Origin of the sequence: Prevotella disiens, assembly GCF_900454955.1 — a bacterium.
Taxonomy (GTDB): Bacteria; Bacteroidota; Bacteroidia; order Bacteroidales; family Bacteroidaceae; genus Prevotella; species Prevotella disiens.
In genome coordinates this window covers 665721-684452 of the sequence record NZ_UGTL01000001.1, presented here as the reverse complement: position 1 = coordinate 684452, position 18732 = coordinate 665721, and the positions used below count along the sequence as shown (strand labels likewise).

Genomic DNA, 18732 nt, shown 5'->3' with positions numbered 1-18732 from the left:
CCATATCCACTCACTTTAAAAATCACCATAATAAAATGGCAGAAACAAACTTTGTAGATTACGTTAAGATATATTGTCGTTCAGGAAAAGGCGGCAGAGGCTCTATGCACTTGCGCCATGTAAAGTATAATCCTAATGGCGGTCCTGACGGAGGAGATGGTGGAAAAGGTGGAAGTATTATTCTTCGAGGAAACCATAACTATTGGACTTTGCTCCATTTGCGCTATCAACGACACATTTTCGCAGAGCATGGAGGCAACGGAGGACGTGATAAATGCCACGGAAGCGATGGAAAGAACGTTTATATTGACGTGCCTTGTGGTACGGTTGTGTACAATGCCGAAACAGGAAAGTTTGTTTGCGACATTTCATACGATGGTCAAGAAGTCGTTTTGCTGAAAGGTGGAAAGGGTGGATTGGGTAATTTCCAATTCCGTACCGCCACTAATCAAGCACCACGCTACGCTCAACCTGGGCAGCCCTTACAGGAAATGACCATAATTCTTGAGCTAAAATTATTAGCCGATGTGGGTTTGGTGGGATTTCCAAATGCAGGTAAATCTACATTATTATCTTCTTTATCAAGCGCAAAGCCAAAGATTGCCAATTATCCATTCACAACCATGGAACCATCGTTGGGCATTGTAAGTTACAGAGATAGCCAAAGTTTCGTAATGGCTGATATTCCTGGTATTATTGAAGGTGCAAGCGAAGGCAAAGGATTGGGATTACGCTTTTTAAGACACATTGAACGTAACTCGCTTTTGTTGTTTATGGTGCCTGGCGATACGGACGATATTAAGAAGGAGTACGAGATTTTGCTCAACGAATTGCATCAATTCAACCCTGAAATGACCGACAAACACCGTGTATTGGCAGTTACAAAGAGCGACCTTTTAGACGATGAGTTAATCGAAATGCTGAAAGAAACGCTCCCAACCGATTTGCCTGTGGTGTTCATTTCATCGGTTACGGGAATGGGAATTGATGAGTTAAAAGATATTCTTTGGGCTGAATTGAATGCTGAAAGCAATAAACTTACAGCGATAACTGCGGAGGATACACTCGTGCATCGTGATAAAGATATGAGCCGTTTCGAAGAAGAAATGCACGCAGAGGGGGCAGATGTAGAAGATGCAGAACTGTACGACGAGGACGATTTGGACGAAATTGAAGAACTTGACGACTTCGAATACTTAGATGAATAATCCCGAATTACATTATTATGATATTTCCCCTAATGTAATTGCTTTCTCTTCTACACGCCACGGAGGAGTAAGCGAGGGCAATTATCGTAGCTTTAACATCAATAAGTATTGCGAAGACAATCCAAAACACATTGAAGAAAATCGCAAAGCATTGGCAGAAACATTAGGATTAGATGTTTCTCGGCTTATCGTACCGCATCAAATTCATAGCGTAGAGTCGCGAATGATAGCAGAAGAATATTTCAATTTACCTGAAAACATAAGGCTTCAAATCATAGAAGGGGTAGATGCAGTAATAACAAACGCAAAGAATGTTTGCATTGGAGTATCTACTGCCGATTGCATTCCCATACTCATTTACGACCCGGAACATCATGCAGCAGCTGCTATTCATGCAGGTTGGCGAGGCACTTTGAAGCATATCGTCATGAAAACTGTCAAGGAAATGCAACTAAACTTTCAAACGGACGTTGCAAAACTGAAAGCTGTGATAGGGCCAGGCATATCTTTAAAGAATTTTGAAGTGGGACAAGAAGTTTACGACCAATTTGCTCAAGCCAATTTTGATATGCAACGCCTTGCTAAACTCTATCCCATTAGTCAACCAAAAGAATGTGAACCACCTATGAAATGGCATATCGATTTAAAATTATCCAATCGTTTCGATTTAGAAACCATGGGCGTTCAATCGGAAAACATTATCGACGAGGGCATTTGTACCTACGATTCGCCCGATTTTTTCTCCGCTCGCAAACTCGGCATCAATTCGGGTCGCATTTATAACGGCATCGTTTTAAAGTAAAAAGCATAGCGAAACAAATGTAACGCAGTGTTATACTTATTCTAAAATAACACGCCTTACATTGCCATTCATATAAAAAATACCTAAAAGATACGGAAATTTAGACCAACTTGTATTCTTTTGAAAATCAATCACTTACCAATTCGTTTTTAAAATCTATTGTTTCGTATTTCAAAACAATAGGTTTTGGAACTCAAAACAGGCTATTTTGAACCCCAAAACAATAGGTTTCAAAATGGAAGAAAATAGGCATTGTTCTAAATTCCATAAAATGATAAAAACAATTCCTTTACCATTAGTCCATTTGAAGCATCGCTTTTAGCTTTAAGAAGTAAATATTACGAATAATTTTATTTATTTCCTCGTTGCCAATAAGTGGATATTGTTCTTTTAAAAAATGCTTTTTCGCCTCAATATCCTTACTAATATGTTTTCCAATAGCAAACCAAATAGCACTCCAAAGAATAAGAAAAGCCAATGAAATCATACCATTTGTTTCTTCGTCAATGAAATATTCAAATGGTCTTTTCGTAGCTATCAAGTAAGTTCCAAACAGAATAAGCAGAAATAAATTCCATATTCCCACAAATAAAACTCCCATTTTTGTGTTCTTATTCATACGCTATAAGGTTTTAATAAATTCTTTTCCTGCTACAAAAATAATACTTTTAATTGAAACTAAAAACAAATAACCCTATTTTTTCTATACTAAATACCATTTTTAAGTGTACAAAAATTTATGGATTATACCCATAAAAAACAATTAATTGGAATTATAGAACTTTTATAAACATCTTAATAAAACCCAAATAAACCGATAATCTCAAACCTTTCCAACTATTTTTTGTACCTTTGAAGCCTACTTAGAATTAAAAAATATGGGTAATAACTTATTAAAAGGTAAAAGAGGCATCGTTTTTGGTGCATTAAACGAGCAGTCAATCGCTTGGAAAGTTGCTGAAAGAGCCGTAGAGGAAGGCGCAACTATCACACTTTCAAATACCCCTGTTGCCGTGAGAATGGGAACTGTGAGTGCTTTAGCAGAGAAACTTAATTGTGAAGTAATAGCAGCAGACGCTACTAACGTTGAAGACTTAGAAAACGTGTTCAAACGTTCAATGGAAGTGTTAGGCGGAAAGATAGATTTTGTTTTACACTCTATCGGTATGTCGCCGAATGTTCGCAAACATAAACGTTACGATGATTTAGATTATAAGATGCTTGGCACAACGCTTGATATTTCAGCAATGTCATTCCACAAAATGATTCAAAGTGCTAAGAAACTTGATGCCATTAACGAAAATGGTTCAATTGTAGCCCTTACTTACATTGCCGCACAGCGTACATTCTTTGGTTACAACGATATGGCTGATGCAAAGGCATTGCTTGAAAGTATCGCACGTAGCTTCGGATATATTTATGGTCGTGAGAAGGGAGTACGTATCAATACCATTTCACAATCACCAACCATGACAACAGCAGGTCAAGGCGTAAAAGGTATGGACAAGCTCTATGACTTTGCCAACCGCATGTCGCCTCTTGGTAATGCTTCGGCTGCTGAATGTGCCGACTATTGTATCGTTATGTTCTCTGACTTAACAAAGAAAGTAACTATGCAAAACCTTTATCACGATGGTGGATTCTCTAATATTGGTATGAGCCTTCGTGCAATGACCACTTACGAGAAAGGTATTGACGACGAATTTAAAGACGAAAACGGAAACATTATCTACGGATAATTGTTTCATTTATAACAACTTGTAGGGGCGTGATTTATCACGTTCCTCACGAATAAAGAAACTGATAAATGATATTTTCAGTTGTGAGGAACGTGATGAATTATGCCCCTATTATTTTTTCAAGTAAATTATATCACTTCAACCCACCCATTTTTATCATAAACAGGAATCATATCGGCAATAAGGTCGTTATATTCTTTGTTTGAGACCTCATGCGCACGCAACGTTCTCACCATTGGGAAATGTTGAAAATAGGGATTATCGCTAACATAAAGGGTATATTCTGCAATTTCTTTAATATGTTTTACATCTTCTATTAGCTTTCTTGCTGCCGTCCGACTTACTGATGTAACCATTTTTTTACCATTTTTCATTTTGAGAGCCAACACCAAATAGGTTTTTCGTGTACCCATATTGCGAGCCTCAAAACCTTCCATGCTTTTACGAATGGATATGTTCCGATTGAACTCTTTATTGATATAATTCATTTTTTCACGGAATAATCTCCCATGTGCAGCCGTATCTTTCAAACCTTTGTAAGCTATTTCATAATGAATCATTTCGTGAATAAGGGTATCTTCGATAATGTTTTCAGGCACATTATAATAATTTGAAATAACAATGGTAAAACTTTTTATCTCTTTTCCCTTGACTATTTTCCATTTGTAATGCATGGAACCCAATCGATGCTTGGCATTCGAAATTTTCAAAATAGGCAATGGAAGTTCTTCATGAAATATTTCCTTATTGTATTGAATAAATGCTCGTTTCAAATAATCTGTCGTTAATTGCATAAAACCTTTTTAAATTTTCTGTTTTCTATTCTTCTTTGATTTGTTTTTTATTCCAATTCACCAAATAAAGATGCTCCGTAGCACGTGTGAAAGCCGTATAAAGCCAATGAATATAATCGGGTGTGAGCATTTCGTCTGTCATATATCCTTGGTCTAAATAGATGTGCGCCCACTGCCCGCCTTGCGCTTTATGGCAGGTAACGGCATATCCAAACTTTATTTGCATCGCATTGTAATAATCATCTTCACGCAATTGCTTCATACGGTCGGTCTTTAAAGGTATGTCAGCATAGTCTTGCATCACGTTTTCAAACAATTTTTCGTTCTGTTCACGTGTCAATGCTGGTGCTTCCGTGGTCAAGGTATCCAACACAACGGTTGTATCCAACTCTAAAAAATCATAATCAGGAAATTCCAACGCCACATCGGCAAAACGAAAACCATACAATTCACGAATGTTGCGTACTCTTTTCACCACAGCACGGTCGCCATTGGCTATGAAACCGACTGAAACACCATTACTTTGCAGCGGAGTGGTAGCCTCCCTACCCTTGTCCCGTTTATTCTTTTCTGCCGTTTCTTTGGGTGTTTCAAAGTATTTGTTCTTCACCACCATCAATAAATCTCCCGAAGTTAGTTCTTCTTCACGACCAAGAATGGTATTTCTGATGCCTTGATTGAAAATGTTTGCTCGTTTGTTCGACCGTGTAATGACCATTGTTTCGTCCATTCCCACTTTCGAATAACTTGATGCAAGACTTTCGATGAGTTCATCTCCTGGAACAATTGATATATCGGCAAAGGATTTAAAACTAATTTTTGGTAATTCGGTAGCCCTATCATGGGTTATCATTTCTCGTATTTTCGTTGCATTCCAAAGTATTCCCGAGTCTTGACTTTGGCGTAAAACCTCGTTCAAATCGCATTCGTAAACATGCAATCCATACGTTCTCATCATGTCAGCCCGTAGCGCACCGCTTTCCGTTTCGCCTACTGGTGGCAACTGTGCTTTATCGCCAATGAGCAAAAGCCGACAATTAGCACCACTGGTGTAAACGTATTGCACCAAATCGTCTAACAATCTGCCACTTCCAAAGGTTGTATTGCTCAACGAAAGACTTATCATAGAAGCCTCATCAACCATGAAAAGCACATCACGAAACATATTATGATTGAGCGAAAATTGCCCATCTGCCCCATTAAAAGCTTTCTCTCGATAAATTTTTCGGTGTATCGTGGAGGCTGGCAAACCTGCATTGAGCGAAAAAACCTTAGCTGCTCGCCCCGTAGGAGCAAGCAAAGCCACTTTCATGCGCAAACGATGAATGGTGCGAACCATAGCTGCGGCAAGCGATGTCTTACCCGTACCAGCACTTCCTCGTAATATCATTACAGTGCGCTCGTCCCTATCGGTCATAAACGTTGCAAAAGTTTGCAGCGCATTCATTTGGTCTTCGGTAGGTTCAAAGCCAAATTCTTGGAGTATTTGGTAAACTAATTCATCTTTTATCATTATTCGCTACTTTTAGCTGATGATTTTATTGGACGAGTATGACAAAATTTCCCTTTCAAATCCTTTGCAAATCACAGCTATATCTTTTGCAAAGTTACTCAATTTTCTTTACAATCATTCCACGAATTGCATAAAAACGCAGCGAGTACATTGCTTTCAACGACAAATATAAGTGGTTTGGTGGTATAATCGAAATAATTATCGTAACTTTGGATAGAAAAGCGATAACCCTTTGTAGAAAGGCGTTCCGTCCAATTGGTTGATTTTTGGGTAACGATTTGGCAACCGTTCTGTTTGCTATATCCTGCTTTGTTTTGCTTACAGAAACTCTTTTAATACTGCAAAAATACAATAAATTTTCAATACTTACTCTAAGAATAAGAAAAAATATATACCTATTTGTGGTGAAATGCGCTGTACTTTTTGTATAAATGCTGAAAAAATGATATAAAATTCATTATTTATAGGTATTGTCCGTGCTGAAAAAAGAAAGTACTTTTGCATTACAATTAACTTTTAATTTTTAATCATTATGATGAAAAAACATTTAACTCATTTACTAACACTCTTATGTTTAGTTTGTGGTTTGTCATCATGCAGTAATGACGACACTTTAAGCACAGTAACTAATGGGGATACACAGCCTGATGTAGAAGTATCTACGGTAGGGCAATGGATTGCACATGGAGGCAATACAACCCGAAGTGTTTCAGCAGAAGCGGACGAACCTGTTTTACACTTTAATAATGAAGAAGTCTATAATCGTGTAACGCAAGAGCTGATGAAAAAGTCTGACCTTGAATGTATGGACTATTTTAAACAGATTGGTTTTAAGGGAGCGTTCGCCCAATTTATAGAAGCTGACAATGAATTGGAAAAGATATTTGATAATGATGACCCTGTTTTACTTCAACGATTAATATCCGAATACAAAGATAAGTATAAGGATAAGTTTTCATTTAACTCAACTGATACTTTTGATATTACTCCAAATCTTCCATTTGATGATGAAAAATTAGCTTTGGTTGGTAATATGCATGGAATGGTAGTAGTTGGTAATAAACTTATCCAACCAAGTTCTGCTTCTACCCGCGCATTTCCCAATGGTCCCATAGAACCCGGCTTTCGTGCATCAAGAGGTGCTTCCATTACAATTAAGCGTAAAAAGTATAAAAGCACCATGACACTTGGGCGCATTGTCAATGGTAATTCTATGGCAGTAGAATTTAAGACTACAAAAAAGGTTTTGTTTTGGAGGAAAAGTGTAAGGGCGACTCATACTGCAAATTTGGGCTATAATGGTGGTCCTTTAATTCCTGTATTTTGTCCTGCTGGGGCTAAGGTTACAATATTAAACATAAACACACAACCTTTTTCTCCGACATACAGTGCTGAAATCAAAGATTTCAAGTCGTCAAAATGTTCTGGTCCAGGCAATGCAACCTTTAAAAATATAGTATTAATGTAAAAATAATCGATTATGAAAAAAATTCTATTATTGCTGTTAGCCACATTATATTTGGGAGGGCTAAGGGCGCAAGAAGTTAAACTTGGTGTTTTTACAGGGATGAATATCAGCAGCCCAAGTGAATTGGATTCTAAGTTGGGTTTTAATATCGGTGCCAAAGGAGAATTACAATTCCAAAATAACATGTACCTTGAATTGGGATTGTCTTTAAGTTCAAAAGGATGGAAATCAAAAGGCTACTACGATGCAACAACACAGGAAACCAAGACATGGAAAGGTACACCATATTATTTGGAGATACCTCTCCATTTGGGCTATAAGGTTTCTGTCGGAGAGAATATCAAATTCTTGGGTAGTGTAGGACCTTATGTCGGATTGGGAGTGTTTGGGAAAAGCACCTATAGTGTTGAGTCAAAAAACAAAGTTATGAAGACCACAACATCAGATAACTTATTCAAAGACAAATTGCAGGAACGCTTTGATTGGGGTGTCGGTGTTAATTTGGGAGTAGAAATTCACAATCACTATCAGTTATCTTTGGGATATAACTTAGGTTTAAAAAATATCTACAAAAAGGAGAAAGGACAAGGCGATAGTAAAAATCGCGTTTTTAATGTTTCATTTGCCTATTTATTTTAAACAAATAGGACATAATAAGAAGAATGAGAATGTGTTTAATAGACACATTCTCATTCTCCGTTATAGTCGCATCCCTTTATTATTCTTTATGAAAACTTGCTTCATAGCTTCCCACTTTTCTTTAAACCACGCAGCAATCGGCACTCTGTCCACGAGCAGGTCGAGCACGGTCTTGCCCTCCTTCTCCGTTCTGCTCACCTGCAAGCGAGCCTTCTCAACGGTGAACGAACGCCTGTATTCATCCGACCGCAGTTTTCCCGTAACGACGAGTACTTTGCCTTGCAAGAGTTCGTCTGTGTGTTTCTCCGACAATCCGACCGAACGGCAAAGCCTTTCTATCCTGAGGAACTCTGCGAGCATGGGAAACCACTCCCTCGCCTTGTCAATGATGCGCCTCAGATTGCAGACCTCACGCTGATGAAGCTCCGATGCCCGCAACAGCTCGGCGGTGTGGCTGTCCCTCATCTCCTGCATGTCCGTGCGCATCTGTCCGATGCTCTCTTTAAGTTCCGCCACCTCACCGTACAACTTCCTGTTCTCGCTTTCAAGCCTGTTTACTTTATTACCACCCAGCAGGGAGTTGATGCCATTGAGTGCTGCTGTGGCGGTCTTGGTAGCTGAGTTTTTCAGTTCCACCGTTTTTTTCTCTGCCTTGATGCGTGCGAGTTCCATTTTGGCTTGCTCCGCCTCCTCGATGATGCACCGTGCTTCCGCCTCCCTTGCCAGCAGGGTGGCGATGTTCTCCTGTATGTCCTCGCCCTGCGTGATGAGATTGCGGTAATACTTATGCGTGGAGAGGTGCTTGGCTGTCGAGCCCCTGACACCCCTTTTCAGCCCGTACTTCGCCATGTGTTCGGCGTAGGTGTCCTGATACCTGATGAGGTTGGCACGGCTCATCACCTCGTCTGCGCAGAGGCGTGGGGCTGTCGCTTTCGTCCTGTACCTGCGCTTTGCCTTCTCTTCCTTTTTCTGCTTCCTGCGCTCACCCTGCACTATCGGCACTACGGTGGCATGGATGTGCGGTGTTTCCTCGTCCATGTGCAGGACTGCCGACACGAGGTTGTCCGCCCCGTAGGTCTCTCTCAGCCACGCCACGCTGTCATCGCACCACTCTCCGAGCCTCCTTTCGTTTTCCATTCGTTCCATATCCTCGTGCGTTCCGCTCAGCACGATGCGGATTGCCTGTACTTGGTTCTTCCCTATCTTGCGTTTCAGCCCTGCCCGTGTCAAGGCGGTGGCGTATGGCAGCCGTGCGGTTGCACACACCGTCGGGAAACCTGATTAACTCACGGTTGAGGTGCGTTCTCGTAGTGTCTATGTTCTTCGGCACGATGGTGCGCTCGATGTGAGCTGACATTCCGCTGTCGACTCCCTTTGCCTTTTCCAAATGCAATACGCAATATCCCATATCCTTTTGTCTTTTTTAGATGTTGTCATTATCTTGTTTTCGTTGCCTTGATGTCCTTAGATACGGTCGGTGGACAATCGTTGAAAGGAGGAGAGACTTCCTTTCGGCTTGCTCGTTTCTTCATGCCGACAGGCTTGGCAGGGGTGTCCAGAGGGGTGCAACCCTGTTGGCTTATTGGAGGATTTTTAGCGGACACGGAGTGAAGCGTTAAGAAAATCCCCTAATTCTGCGGTTTGCGCTGTATGTCCTTAATAGTCAAGCCCAATTGCGTTAAACTGCTGATTTTATGCAAATATTACAGCGATTTTTCGTAAGTTTGCACTACCTATAAACGCATGATGCAAACAGAAAATAACATATCAGACAAGCGCATTCGCCTTGCTATACGAGTCGGAAAGAGCAGTATGTCGTTCTCAGTGGGCGACCCACAAATCAATGAAAACATTGTTTTTGAACCTTATGAGCTGAACAATGGCATGGCGATAGCAGCCAATTTGCGCGAAGCCTTTAAGAAATCGGAGCTCCTACAAAGCGGCTACAAACGTAGTTTAGTGATTGTAGATAGCCCCGTTATGCTCGTGCCGTTAGACGAATATCACGAGCAAGAAGTGGAAACGCTTTACAAACATACTTACAAATGGCAGCGCAACGAGGAAATTGTAACCAATGTGGTGGCAGAACTCAACGCTGTAGCCGTCTTTACCATTAACAAAGACTTACAATTGGTGGCGGAAGACCATTTCGTTGATGTGCGTATTCAGCCACTTATGCAGTCGGTTTGGTCGCATCTTTATCATCGTGCCTTTACAGGGAGTCGCCGAAAACTCTTTGTTTATTTCCACGACAAACGCATGGAAATCATGAGATTTCAGCTCAATCGTTTCGATTTTAGTAATGCTTACGAAGCCGTAAACACCAAAGACACATTGTATTACATACTCAATGTTTGGAAACAAATGGGCATGGAGCATGGCGATAACGAACTTTATGTTACGGGCGATATTCCCAATAAGGCAGAATTGCGTGCCGAACTCGAACAGTTTGTAAGTAGAACCTATTTCATCAATCTTGAAACCGATTTTAATAACGCAAAAATAGCAAAGCGAACTGATATTCCTTACGATTTAAAAGCGTTATATTTAGATTAAACAAAACAAAAAACGAAGCTATGCGCATCATAACAGGACTTTATAAAGGTAGACATTTCGACATTCCTCGCACCTTTAAAGCACGACCAACAACCGACTTTGCTAAGGAAAATATATTTAATGTACTTAACGCATACGTCGATTTTGAAGAATCAATCGCCTTGGATTTATTTGCAGGAACAGGCAGCATAAGTCTTGAAATGCTCTCGCGTGGTTGCAAAGAAGTGGTCAGCGTGGAACAAGACCGCGACCACGCACGCTTCATTTCAGAATGTATCAAGAAACTAAACGCTGAAAATCATATCCTCATTCGAGGCGATGTGTTCCGCTTTTTAAAGTCGTGCCATCAAAAATTCGACTTTATTTTTGCCGACCCACCTTACGCATTGCCTGAACTTTCCACCATTCCCAACCTTATTTTCCAACACGAACTGCTCACCGAAGAGGGAGTATTGGTGTTTGAACATGGTAAGAATAACGACTTTTCAGCTCACCCACATTTTAAAGAACACAGAGCTTACGGCAGTGTAAACTTCTCTATCTTCAAATATTAAGCGATAAAACTTTTCAAAGAACTATAAACATCAGAACATGAAAAAAGGCAGAATTGTTATCCTGCCCCCTTCTCTGATGTTAATTAGTCAAATTTTAAAGAACGAGTCCTATTATTTCCTTGTATTCACTTTAAGACTCACTACCTTTGCAATACTTTTGTTATTTAGTAAAACCGTTATGGTAAAGCTGCTAATACCTGCCTTTATCTTTTTATCTGCTACAATTGAAGCCGTGTAGCGCACTATTTCTTTGGGCATCAATCCATCAATTTGTACTGCTGGACTTATTGTAAAATGCCCTGAATTTGCGTCCTCAACGATGGAAGGAATTAAGTTGCTTATGGGTTGAGTGCCGTTATTGTGTATTTCGAACACAACTTTTCCAACCTCGCCTCTTGAGAGAACACCATCATTGTTATTATCCGTGAATACAACGTTGCATATTTCCACATTCGGAATTTCGTATGGCATAGTTGATAATCGTTCTATCACTGAACTTTCAGGAATATTCATCATCGTCTTCTGCTCCATTTCAGTGGAAGGTTGAAAGTCGTATATCCTATCATCGCCCGAAGCCGTTGTATCCAAAACAATCTCTTCACCTTGCTGTTCATTCACATACCCTTCCTGAGAGTACGAATACATATCATCGTATGGGTTAATGCCTTGTGCCTTATTTTGCTGAACACGTTCGTAATGGTCGTGAGCAGCTTCCTGATTTCTTTTTTGCGCATTGGCGTCCATAGCAGCTCCAACAGCCGCTCCGCCTATCATTCCAACAATTGTTCCAATGTCCGAACCTCTCGGTCCACCTATAATATCGCCAACAGCGCCCCCAAGCACACTCCCCAAAGAGCCTCCTGTAAAAGTTCCATCTATATACGAGCTACAACTGCTCATAAAGAATGTCGCTGCTAAGCCTAATATCATGACCTTTTTCATAACCAACCTACTTAATGACGATGCAAAGGTAGAACAAAACCAACAAGAACTAAAATAGTATTCCCTATTTAAAGGGGGAATTTCCCTAAACTAAAAAAGGAAATAATCATGGAGTAAAGAGCCAAGAATAAAAATAAAAGCATAATAGACACAAAATCAAAAAGTTGCGTCATAGCAACAATACATAGATTGAGAAGATAAAAGAGAGTATTGGAGGAATAAAAGTTCGATAAAGAACTAAAATGCCATCGTAAAACTGAGTTATTAAAGTTCCCAATATACTGTGTGGTATTTTTAATGGCGCTATCCACGGTCTTCAATGACGCCATCTAAAACGTTTGATAGCGTTCATATAGAAAAGGTTGAACATTGTTTGCAAAAAAGAAAATACAACATGGACATAATATTTTGTAATTGAATTGCAAAAAATATTCATTATCACCGATAATATGAAAGAAAAACAAACCAAGCAAAAGACAAAAAGAGAACTTTTGTTGGAGAATTAATATTCATTTCGTAACTTTGCTGCATCTAAATTTTACAAATTATGAGAAAAATCTTATTTACCTTTATGTTAGTAGCGCTTTGCATTCCTGCATTAGCGCAAAAAATCACACTGAAAAGTAGTATGCCAAAAGGCGAAGCTATCCGCCTATCAATCGCTACAAGCGTGCAAAAGTTAAAATCAACACGGGTGATGGAACGTTTAAAGAGTACGATGTAAACAACAATCCTGAAAAACCTGCGTTTCTTCCATTGCAAGCAAGCACAGATTCGCCAATCATAGAGATTGAAGGCGATGTGTATGCGTTAGTATGCGCATCAATGCAGCTAACAGAAATCAATTGTGCAGAAGCTACAAAATTGATGGTTTTAGATTGTCAAAACAACAAACTGACCTCCTTAGATGTTTCAAACAACAAGAATTTGGTGTTACTTTATTGCCATGAAAACCAAATAAGTAACCTAAATTTAGGTACATTAGCCAATCTGCAGCTAATTTATTGCTTCGGAAATAAACTTGAAAATCTTAACTTGAGTTCAGCAACAAAGCTCGTAGAATTGGGCTGTTACAACAATAATATCACGTCATTGGATATAAGTCATTGCACAGAACTTAAAAAAATTGACTGCAAAAAACTTAATTTAGGGAAGTTGGATGTAACGAAAAATACCAAGTTAGTAGAATTGCGATGCGAAGGTTGCAACCTTTCTGAACTCAATTTGGATAACAATCCTAATCTTGTACAACTCCATTGCAAAGATAACGAAAACCTAAAAGTGTTGAACCTCAGCAATAAAACAGAATTAAAAGACTTTAATTGCAACAACACAAAGATAGAAAAATTGGATTTAACCAATTGTACAAAACTTAAAGAACTATATTGTTCAGCAACGGCAATCACAGAATTAAACCTTGCTAACCAACCAGAATTAACCAACTTATCAGCTGGTTTCAACCAATTAAAAACGTTAGACCTCACCAAAAATGCGGCACTTATGGAAGTGTACGCAGGCAACAGCGAGCTGACAGAACTAAAAATTGATGGACTTCAGAACTTAGGCGCAATAGCTTGCTCTAACAATAAATTGCAAAACTTTACCGCAAAAGGCTGTACAAACCTAAGAATAATTTTCATTGACCACAACTATCTCACCCCTGATGCGTCAAGCAAGTTAGTAGAAAGCTTACCAATCCCAGTAGAAGGAGGTATCTTGGCAATGTTCAACTCACAAGACAAAGATTTAGGTGCTGAACATAACCAAATAACAGACGACATCATCAAACAAGCAAAAGCAAAAAGTTGGATTATAACAGACGGAGAAGAAACCGAAGTAACATCTACAATCCAAACAGTTGAAACAGAAGCAAACACAGACGAATGCCGCATCAACGGTAGAAACATCTACTTTGCCAACGCAACTCAATGGACAATTGCAACCGTGGCAGGCGAAATTTGTGCCAAAGGAAAAGGAAAAGAAGTAAACCTTTCAAATCTAAAAACAGGATTATACTTGCTCACCTACCAATCAAGCGATAAACAAAAAACAAGAAAAATAGTATTGAACTAATAAAGTCAATAAAGAAATGGGCAAACCTTTTTTAGATTTGCCCATTTTTTTATTGATTTTCAGTAAACTTTTTATTTTAAAGAGTTATTGTAGTAGCTCCCGCAACTATTGGAGTACATTCCATACCAGCAGGAATTTCTGCTGAACCGCCTTTGATTAAAAAACATAAGAAAAGAGAAAGAATGAGATTATTATTTCCTTCATCAGAAAGATTGGCACTTGAAAGCATTACCTTAGTACCATCTACAGCCAAAACACTATTAATAGTCAACTGCAACTCGCCTTCTTTTCCCAAGATTCCATTCTTTTTAGCTCGAACAACTTGACCTGTTGCAATAGCTCCTGACTCTATTACAGTTTTTCCATCAACCATAATAGGAGCAGTTACTCTAAAATTTACAATTTGGCCAACTGCTGCATTCTTACTACTAATAGTACTTTCCAATTTAACAGGAACAGCGGTACCTGCCTTCAAAACTACATCTTCTGCTAAACAGTTTAACGAAATTGTTAATAATAACAGAACAAAAAATACATTTTTAATCTTTAACATTGCGTAAGTTCAATATAGAACTGCAACAAAATATGGCGTAGCTCTTAATAATCTATGCCATAAAACACCGAGGGGGTTGGGGGCGAGTAGCCACCAAGATAGCCGCCGCCAATAGTGAATAACAACTAGCAATACGATAAAAAAGAAAAGGAGACTCTCACGAATCTCCCTGAAATCAATTAATTTTGTATTGCTTATGTATAAACAACTGACTTCGGGGCAAAGATACACAAATACCTATTGAACTTAGAAGCTAAAAGTTGCTTTGGCTAAATTGTGCAAAGTCTTTTTTGCATTTTGTTAAATCTATAAATTCGGTATCATTTTCAAATAATGAAACTTCATCTACTCCCATTCGGTCTTTTGTTGTTTTTATAGCTAAATCCGATTGGTCTATTCCTATCCATTTACGTGATAAACTTGTCGCAGCTTGAAGGGTTGTACCAGAGCCACAAAATGGGTCAAGTACAATGCTATCTTTATTAGATGAAGTTTCAACAATCATTTTAATAAAGTCAATGTTCTTTTCTGTTGGATAAATAGGGTATTGTGGGTCTTTGTATTCCCATATGTCTTGGACTCGTTTTCCTTTTCGTTCGTCAGCATAAACTATTTTGCGTGGTACACCATTTGCCGACCATTCTATCAAACCTTCCTTGTCCCATTGATTTAAAGTTTCAACATCTGTGCGCCAATGTCTTCCCACAGGTGGTAACATTCCCTTAAATTTTTGTGGGCTTAAAGTTTCGCCTGGCGCATGTATTGGAACTGTTGTATAAGGTCGCCCGTTTTTATTTTTCTTGAAAAGTCTGTTTATATCTTCATCGGTATAGGTTGTTCTTGGTTCGTTCCAAATCGGATTTTGTCCTTTTGAATAGAACAAAATCATATCTTTTATATTTCCATATCCTATTTTATTGAAATTTTTAGGATTGCATTTTATTCGTGTTATATCATTTCTAAAGTTTTCTATTCCAAATACCTCATCTAACATTACTTTTACATAATGTCCTATTTTATAGTCAGTATGAATATAGAATGAACCTTTATCAGAGAGTAATTCGTGCATAAGAATTACTCTTTTTTTTATATATTCTACAAATTCCTTGCCTGTAAGTTTATCAGAATATGCTACTTCTCCACGCTGGGAGTTGCTTATCGTAGTTGCTCGCCCATTGGTAATCGTAAAATTTCCATTGGTAGCAAAAGGGGGATCGGTATATATTAAATCTATTTTACCTGCCAACCCTTTTTGCTTAATAAGATATTCTAAACCTATTAAGTTATCTGTTTTTAATAGAATATTCATTATATAGAATATAAAAAATTCTTTAAAAGTAAAGCACTCATAATATTTAAGTCTTTATATTTTTCAGTAATATTCTTATACATCTTATTATTACCTTTAATGTAAAGGACTCCGTCTAATATAGCAATCTTCTCAGCTTTTGCATTACTTTCAACAACAGCTATTGCATCATTGAATTGGGCATTTTGATGTCCACCGAAATCTGAAAGAAATTTAGCTTCTCCAATAATGTATTTACCATTCATTCGAGCTATAAAATCTAACCCTTTTTCGTGCGTATAAGATAACCTTTCTTTTGCAAAGTTTTGCATTTCTTTATCTGAACCGTCTAAAATTCCATCATTGCTGGTGTTGGAAAACTCGTCTAAGTCCATTAAAGGTATACCAAAATCGGTATTTCTTATCCAATTTTTAAACATTGGTCCTATCTGACGATTGGTTTCTTTGGGCTGACTGCATTTATCGAACAGTTGTTGTAAGTCCATTTCAAGAATTTCAGAAGCTAATCTCTTAATGGTCTTAGGGTTGCGAGTTATAGCATTTTTATCTCTTTTTAAGTATGCTACATAACTATCTTTTATGGGAAACAATTTTAGCTTAAGAAGATTTCTAATGAGTTCTTCATAGTTCGAGTATTATACGAGTTTTCAATCTCTCCCCAAACTGTTTTATCTATCTCCCTGATACCATTTGGAATTGTTGGATATACTTTAAATAAATCGTCCAAATAAGATTTTTGTTGAGCATATTCAATGCTCTGTTCCATAAACCAATTCATAGGAATATTATGTTTTATTATAACGTTATGCCATATTTAGCTCAATGCAAAAGTAGCTAATTTATTTGGATATTTCAAATTTAATAACTTAAAATATTTTATTATAGTTAGTTCGCAGAGTCAACCAGCAAGTGCAAAATTATAAAACGTATTTGAAGAATTCACACTTTGGTGTAGAAAAGTTTAATTTTTCTCTGGGTCTTTCGTTCAATTTCTTTTGTATCGACATAATTCTCTTTTCTGTATAATGTTCAAACGAATCCTTTTTCGGTATGTATTGTCTGATTAGTTTGTTTGTATTTTCAATAGCTCCCTTTTGCCAAGAACAATATGGATCAGCGAAGTACACGGGTACGCCTAAGTACTTGGTAATGTCCTTATGTGCTGCAAAATCAGGTCCGTTGTCTGTTGTAATGGTCTTCAGGCATTCCTTGTATGGCAGCAATAGTTTCCTGACCGCCTTTGCCAGAGGCTTTGACTGCTTTCCAAATGGCAGTTTCTGCATAAGCAGCATATTGGTGGATTTCTCCACCAGTGTGAGTATGGCATGCTGGTCAGGGTCAACGATTAAGTCCATCTCAAAATCTCCGAATCTCTTCCCGTCAACTTCCTTGCTTCTTTCATGGATACTCAACCTGTCTTTAATTGGAAGATGGCTGCCCTTGGGACGATGCCTGTATTTCATCTTATGCCTTGTGTGTTTGGCAAGTTCCCCTGTTGTATCATTATGGATGATATTATAAATGGATTGGTGGGACACCTGTATCCCTTAATTCTTGCGCAGATAACCTGATATTTGTCGTGGAGACCACTGGTCATTGGTGATATATTCCTTGATTCTCCAAACCAATTCGTCGGAGAGTCTGGCGTTCTTTACCGTTCTCTTTCTGCGCTGCATGGCCATATTCGTACGCCTTTGTCCAAATATACTTTCCCGATGGCGTGCTATTGCGTTTGATTTCACGTGAGAGTGTTGACTGACTGATGCCGACGATTGCGGCAATCTCTTTTCTCCCTGTTTTCTTTTGGAGTAAGGCGAAAATTTGCGACCTTTGCTCCGAGATTAATTGATGATACATAAACAATACAAAGTTAGTTAATCTTTGGGAGACAGAGGTCTCCCTTTTTTATTTGTATTGCTGGTTGTTTCTTTTTCCTCGCCGAGAGATGCAGACAACCTCTCGCTACGCTTCGAGAACGTCTGCATCTCTCGGCGAGGGCTACTCTTTTATTGCACTTCGTTTTGGAACTTGCAGGCACCATAGACATAAGTCTTGATGTCCGCCACGCTCGCCATAAATGGTTTGGTAACCCTCTTAGTGTGGATAGAAACCGCCATTGTTTGGGTATATTCTTTTTATCTCATATAAACAGCCTTTAATGTCTACATATCTTCCATAATCCCCTCTGTAGTCATAATCTGTGTTTTTTTTTATTTCTATGAATTTTGAACAGTCATTTTTGTCAGGAATCGTATTTGTTCGATAGTAGCTGTTAAAGAAGCTGGGAATATCGGAAATGCATTTTTTTTGTAAAATAAAAATGTATTTTACCCCTTTCTTTAAATGACAATTATATAGAAGCCCTCGATCAATAACATTGTGATGAATGCTGTCATAAGGTAATCTAAGGTTCATTCTTATAGTATCTCCATCTGTTTTTAATATTAGCTCTTTATTTAGGAAGCTTCTATTTTGAGTTCCCTTGTACTGATAACCAATATAAGTTAATGATAGTTCTTCTTGTGCTTTGCAATGAGAAAGAACAAGTGACATTATTACATAAAACATTATAGTTTTCATAC

The 18732-nt window shown here is 38.4% G+C and carries 16 protein-coding genes and 3 pseudogenes; 9 read left to right on the top strand and 10 right to left on the bottom strand.

Annotated features, from left to right (window positions below; genetic code table 11):
• The first annotated feature begins 35 nt into the window (after positions 1–35).
• Positions 36–1208, top strand: a complete 1173-nt coding sequence (obgE, locus tag DYI03_RS03025) for a GTPase ObgE (RefSeq protein ID WP_004358216.1) — start codon at positions 36–38, stop codon at positions 1206–1208.
• Complete coding sequence (pgeF, locus tag DYI03_RS03020; RefSeq protein ID WP_004358241.1) at positions 1201–2010, top strand: peptidoglycan editing factor PgeF; 810 nt, start codon at positions 1201–1203, stop codon at positions 2008–2010. Before obgE ends, pgeF begins: the two co-directional genes overlap by 8 nt.
• 295 nt (positions 2011–2305) lie before the next feature.
• Here pgeF and DYI03_RS03015 read toward each other — a convergent pair whose 3' ends face one another.
• Entirely contained in the window at positions 2306–2629 is a 324-nt protein-coding gene (locus tag DYI03_RS03015) for a hypothetical protein (RefSeq protein ID WP_021669186.1), read from the bottom strand.
• A 259-nt stretch (positions 2630–2888) separates the two neighbouring features.
• On the opposite strand from DYI03_RS03015, the gene DYI03_RS03010 reads away from it, so the two are divergent.
• Positions 2889–3749 (top strand): enoyl-ACP reductase FabI, encoded by an 861-nt coding sequence (locus tag DYI03_RS03010; protein WP_004358235.1) that lies wholly within the window; start codon positions 2889–2891, stop codon positions 3747–3749.
• 128 nt (positions 3750–3877) lie between these two features.
• Here DYI03_RS03010 and DYI03_RS03005 read toward each other — a convergent pair whose 3' ends face one another.
• Together DYI03_RS03005 and DYI03_RS03000 are read right to left on the bottom strand one after the other, a co-directional pair.
• Positions 3878–4543, bottom strand: a complete 666-nt coding sequence (locus tag DYI03_RS03005) for a SprT-like domain-containing protein (protein ID WP_021669185.1) — start codon at positions 4541–4543, stop codon at positions 3878–3880.
• A gap of 25 nt (positions 4544–4568) precedes the next feature.
• A complete protein-coding gene (locus DYI03_RS03000; RefSeq protein ID WP_021669184.1) occupies positions 4569–6056 on the bottom strand; it encodes an ATP-dependent DNA helicase in 1488 nt (495 codons plus the stop codon).
• Between the two features lie 532 nt (positions 6057–6588).
• Here DYI03_RS03000 and DYI03_RS02995 point away from each other — a divergent pair.
• Together DYI03_RS02995 and DYI03_RS02990 are read left to right on the top strand one after the other, a co-directional pair.
• The gene (locus DYI03_RS02995; protein WP_004358229.1) at positions 6589–7524 is read left to right on the top strand and encodes a DUF4848 domain-containing protein; all 936 of its coding nucleotides are present in this window, start codon (positions 6589–6591) and stop codon (positions 7522–7524) included.
• Between the two features lie 12 nt (positions 7525–7536).
• On the top strand, positions 7537–8163 hold the full coding sequence (locus DYI03_RS02990) for a porin family protein (RefSeq protein ID WP_004358238.1): 627 nt from the start codon (positions 7537–7539) through the stop codon (positions 8161–8163).
• A gap of 60 nt (positions 8164–8223) precedes the next feature.
• Here DYI03_RS02990 and mobV read toward each other — a convergent pair.
• Positions 8224–9571, bottom strand: a pseudogene (gene mobV, locus DYI03_RS02985) (MobV family relaxase).
• A 335-nt stretch (positions 9572–9906) separates the two neighbouring features.
• Between mobV and DYI03_RS02975 the strand changes: the two are divergent.
• Positions 9907–10719 (top strand): DUF3822 family protein, encoded by an 813-nt coding sequence (locus DYI03_RS02975; protein ID WP_004358205.1) that lies wholly within the window; start codon positions 9907–9909, stop codon positions 10717–10719.
• Between the two features lie 20 nt (positions 10720–10739).
• On the top strand, positions 10740–11273 hold the full coding sequence (gene rsmD, locus DYI03_RS02970) for a 16S rRNA (guanine(966)-N(2))-methyltransferase RsmD (protein WP_021669781.1): 534 nt from the start codon (positions 10740–10742) through the stop codon (positions 11271–11273).
• A 111-nt stretch (positions 11274–11384) separates the two neighbouring features.
• Here the strand turns inward: rsmD and DYI03_RS02965 are convergent, their stop codons facing one another.
• Complete coding sequence (locus DYI03_RS02965; protein ID WP_172462591.1) at positions 11385–12203, bottom strand: hypothetical protein; 819 nt, start codon at positions 12201–12203, stop codon at positions 11385–11387.
• Positions 12204–12762: 559 nt separating this feature from the next.
• Here DYI03_RS02965 and DYI03_RS13390 point away from each other — a divergent pair.
• Both DYI03_RS13390 and DYI03_RS02960 read left to right on the top strand, forming a co-directional pair.
• On the top strand, positions 12763–12939 hold the full coding sequence (locus tag DYI03_RS13390; RefSeq protein WP_154655478.1) for a hypothetical protein: 177 nt from the start codon (positions 12763–12765) through the stop codon (positions 12937–12939).
• A 32-nt stretch (positions 12940–12971) separates the two neighbouring features.
• Entirely contained in the window at positions 12972–14288 is a 1317-nt protein-coding gene (locus DYI03_RS02960; protein ID WP_115367879.1) for a leucine-rich repeat domain-containing protein, read from the top strand.
• Positions 14289–14364: 76 nt separating this feature from the next.
• Here DYI03_RS02960 and DYI03_RS02955 read toward each other — a convergent pair whose 3' ends face one another.
• The 5 genes and pseudogenes from DYI03_RS02955 to DYI03_RS02935 form a co-directional block, all read right to left on the bottom strand.
• Complete coding sequence (locus tag DYI03_RS02955) at positions 14365–14841, bottom strand: hypothetical protein (RefSeq protein WP_021669776.1); 477 nt, start codon at positions 14839–14841, stop codon at positions 14365–14367.
• A gap of 253 nt (positions 14842–15094) precedes the next feature.
• A complete protein-coding gene (locus tag DYI03_RS02950) occupies positions 15095–16150 on the bottom strand; it encodes a site-specific DNA-methyltransferase (RefSeq protein WP_021668918.1) in 1056 nt (351 codons plus the stop codon).
• Positions 16150–16916 (bottom strand): annotated as a pseudogene (locus DYI03_RS02945) (restriction endonuclease). Before DYI03_RS02945 ends, DYI03_RS02950 begins: the two are co-directional and overlap by 1 nt.
• A gap of 151 nt (positions 16917–17067) precedes the next feature.
• Positions 17068–18007: pseudogene (locus DYI03_RS02940) on the bottom strand (IS30 family transposase).
• A gap of 237 nt (positions 18008–18244) precedes the next feature.
• Positions 18245–18730 carry a hypothetical protein gene (locus tag DYI03_RS02935; RefSeq protein WP_021668925.1) on the bottom strand — a complete coding sequence of 162 codons (486 nt, stop codon included), beginning with the start codon at positions 18728–18730 and terminating at the stop codon, positions 18245–18247.
• Between the last annotated feature and the right edge of the window lie 2 nt (positions 18731–18732).

Coding starts and splice junctions, on each gene's coding strand:
- obgE (WP_004358216.1), top strand. CDS start 36: ATGGCAGAAACAAACTTTGTAGATTACGTTAAGATATATTGTCGTTCA.
- pgeF (WP_004358241.1), top strand. CDS start 1,201: ATGAATAATCCCGAATTACATTATTATGATATTTCCCCTAATGTAATT.
- DYI03_RS03015 (WP_021669186.1), bottom strand. CDS start 2,629: ATGAATAAGAACACAAAAATGGGAGTTTTATTTGTGGGAATATGGAAT.
- DYI03_RS03010 (WP_004358235.1), top strand. CDS start 2,889: ATGGGTAATAACTTATTAAAAGGTAAAAGAGGCATCGTTTTTGGTGCA.
- DYI03_RS03005 (WP_021669185.1), bottom strand. CDS start 4,543: ATGCAATTAACGACAGATTATTTGAAACGAGCATTTATTCAATACAAT.
- DYI03_RS03000 (WP_021669184.1), bottom strand. CDS start 6,056: ATGATAAAAGATGAATTAGTTTACCAAATACTCCAAGAATTTGGCTTT.
- DYI03_RS02995 (WP_004358229.1), top strand. CDS start 6,589: ATGATGAAAAAACATTTAACTCATTTACTAACACTCTTATGTTTAGTT.
- DYI03_RS02990 (WP_004358238.1), top strand. CDS start 7,537: ATGAAAAAAATTCTATTATTGCTGTTAGCCACATTATATTTGGGAGGG.
- DYI03_RS02975 (WP_004358205.1), top strand. CDS start 9,907: ATGATGCAAACAGAAAATAACATATCAGACAAGCGCATTCGCCTTGCT.
- rsmD (WP_021669781.1), top strand. CDS start 10,740: ATGCGCATCATAACAGGACTTTATAAAGGTAGACATTTCGACATTCCT.
- DYI03_RS02965 (WP_172462591.1), bottom strand. CDS start 12,203: ATGATATTAGGCTTAGCAGCGACATTCTTTATGAGCAGTTGTAGCTCG.
- DYI03_RS13390 (WP_154655478.1), top strand. CDS start 12,763: ATGAGAAAAATCTTATTTACCTTTATGTTAGTAGCGCTTTGCATTCCT.
- DYI03_RS02955 (WP_021669776.1), bottom strand. CDS start 14,841: ATGTTAAAGATTAAAAATGTATTTTTTGTTCTGTTATTATTAACAATT.
- DYI03_RS02950 (WP_021668918.1), bottom strand. CDS start 16,150: ATGAATATTCTATTAAAAACAGATAACTTAATAGGTTTAGAATATCTT.
- DYI03_RS02935 (WP_021668925.1), bottom strand. CDS start 18,730: ATGAAAACTATAATGTTTTATGTAATAATGTCACTTGTTCTTTCTCAT.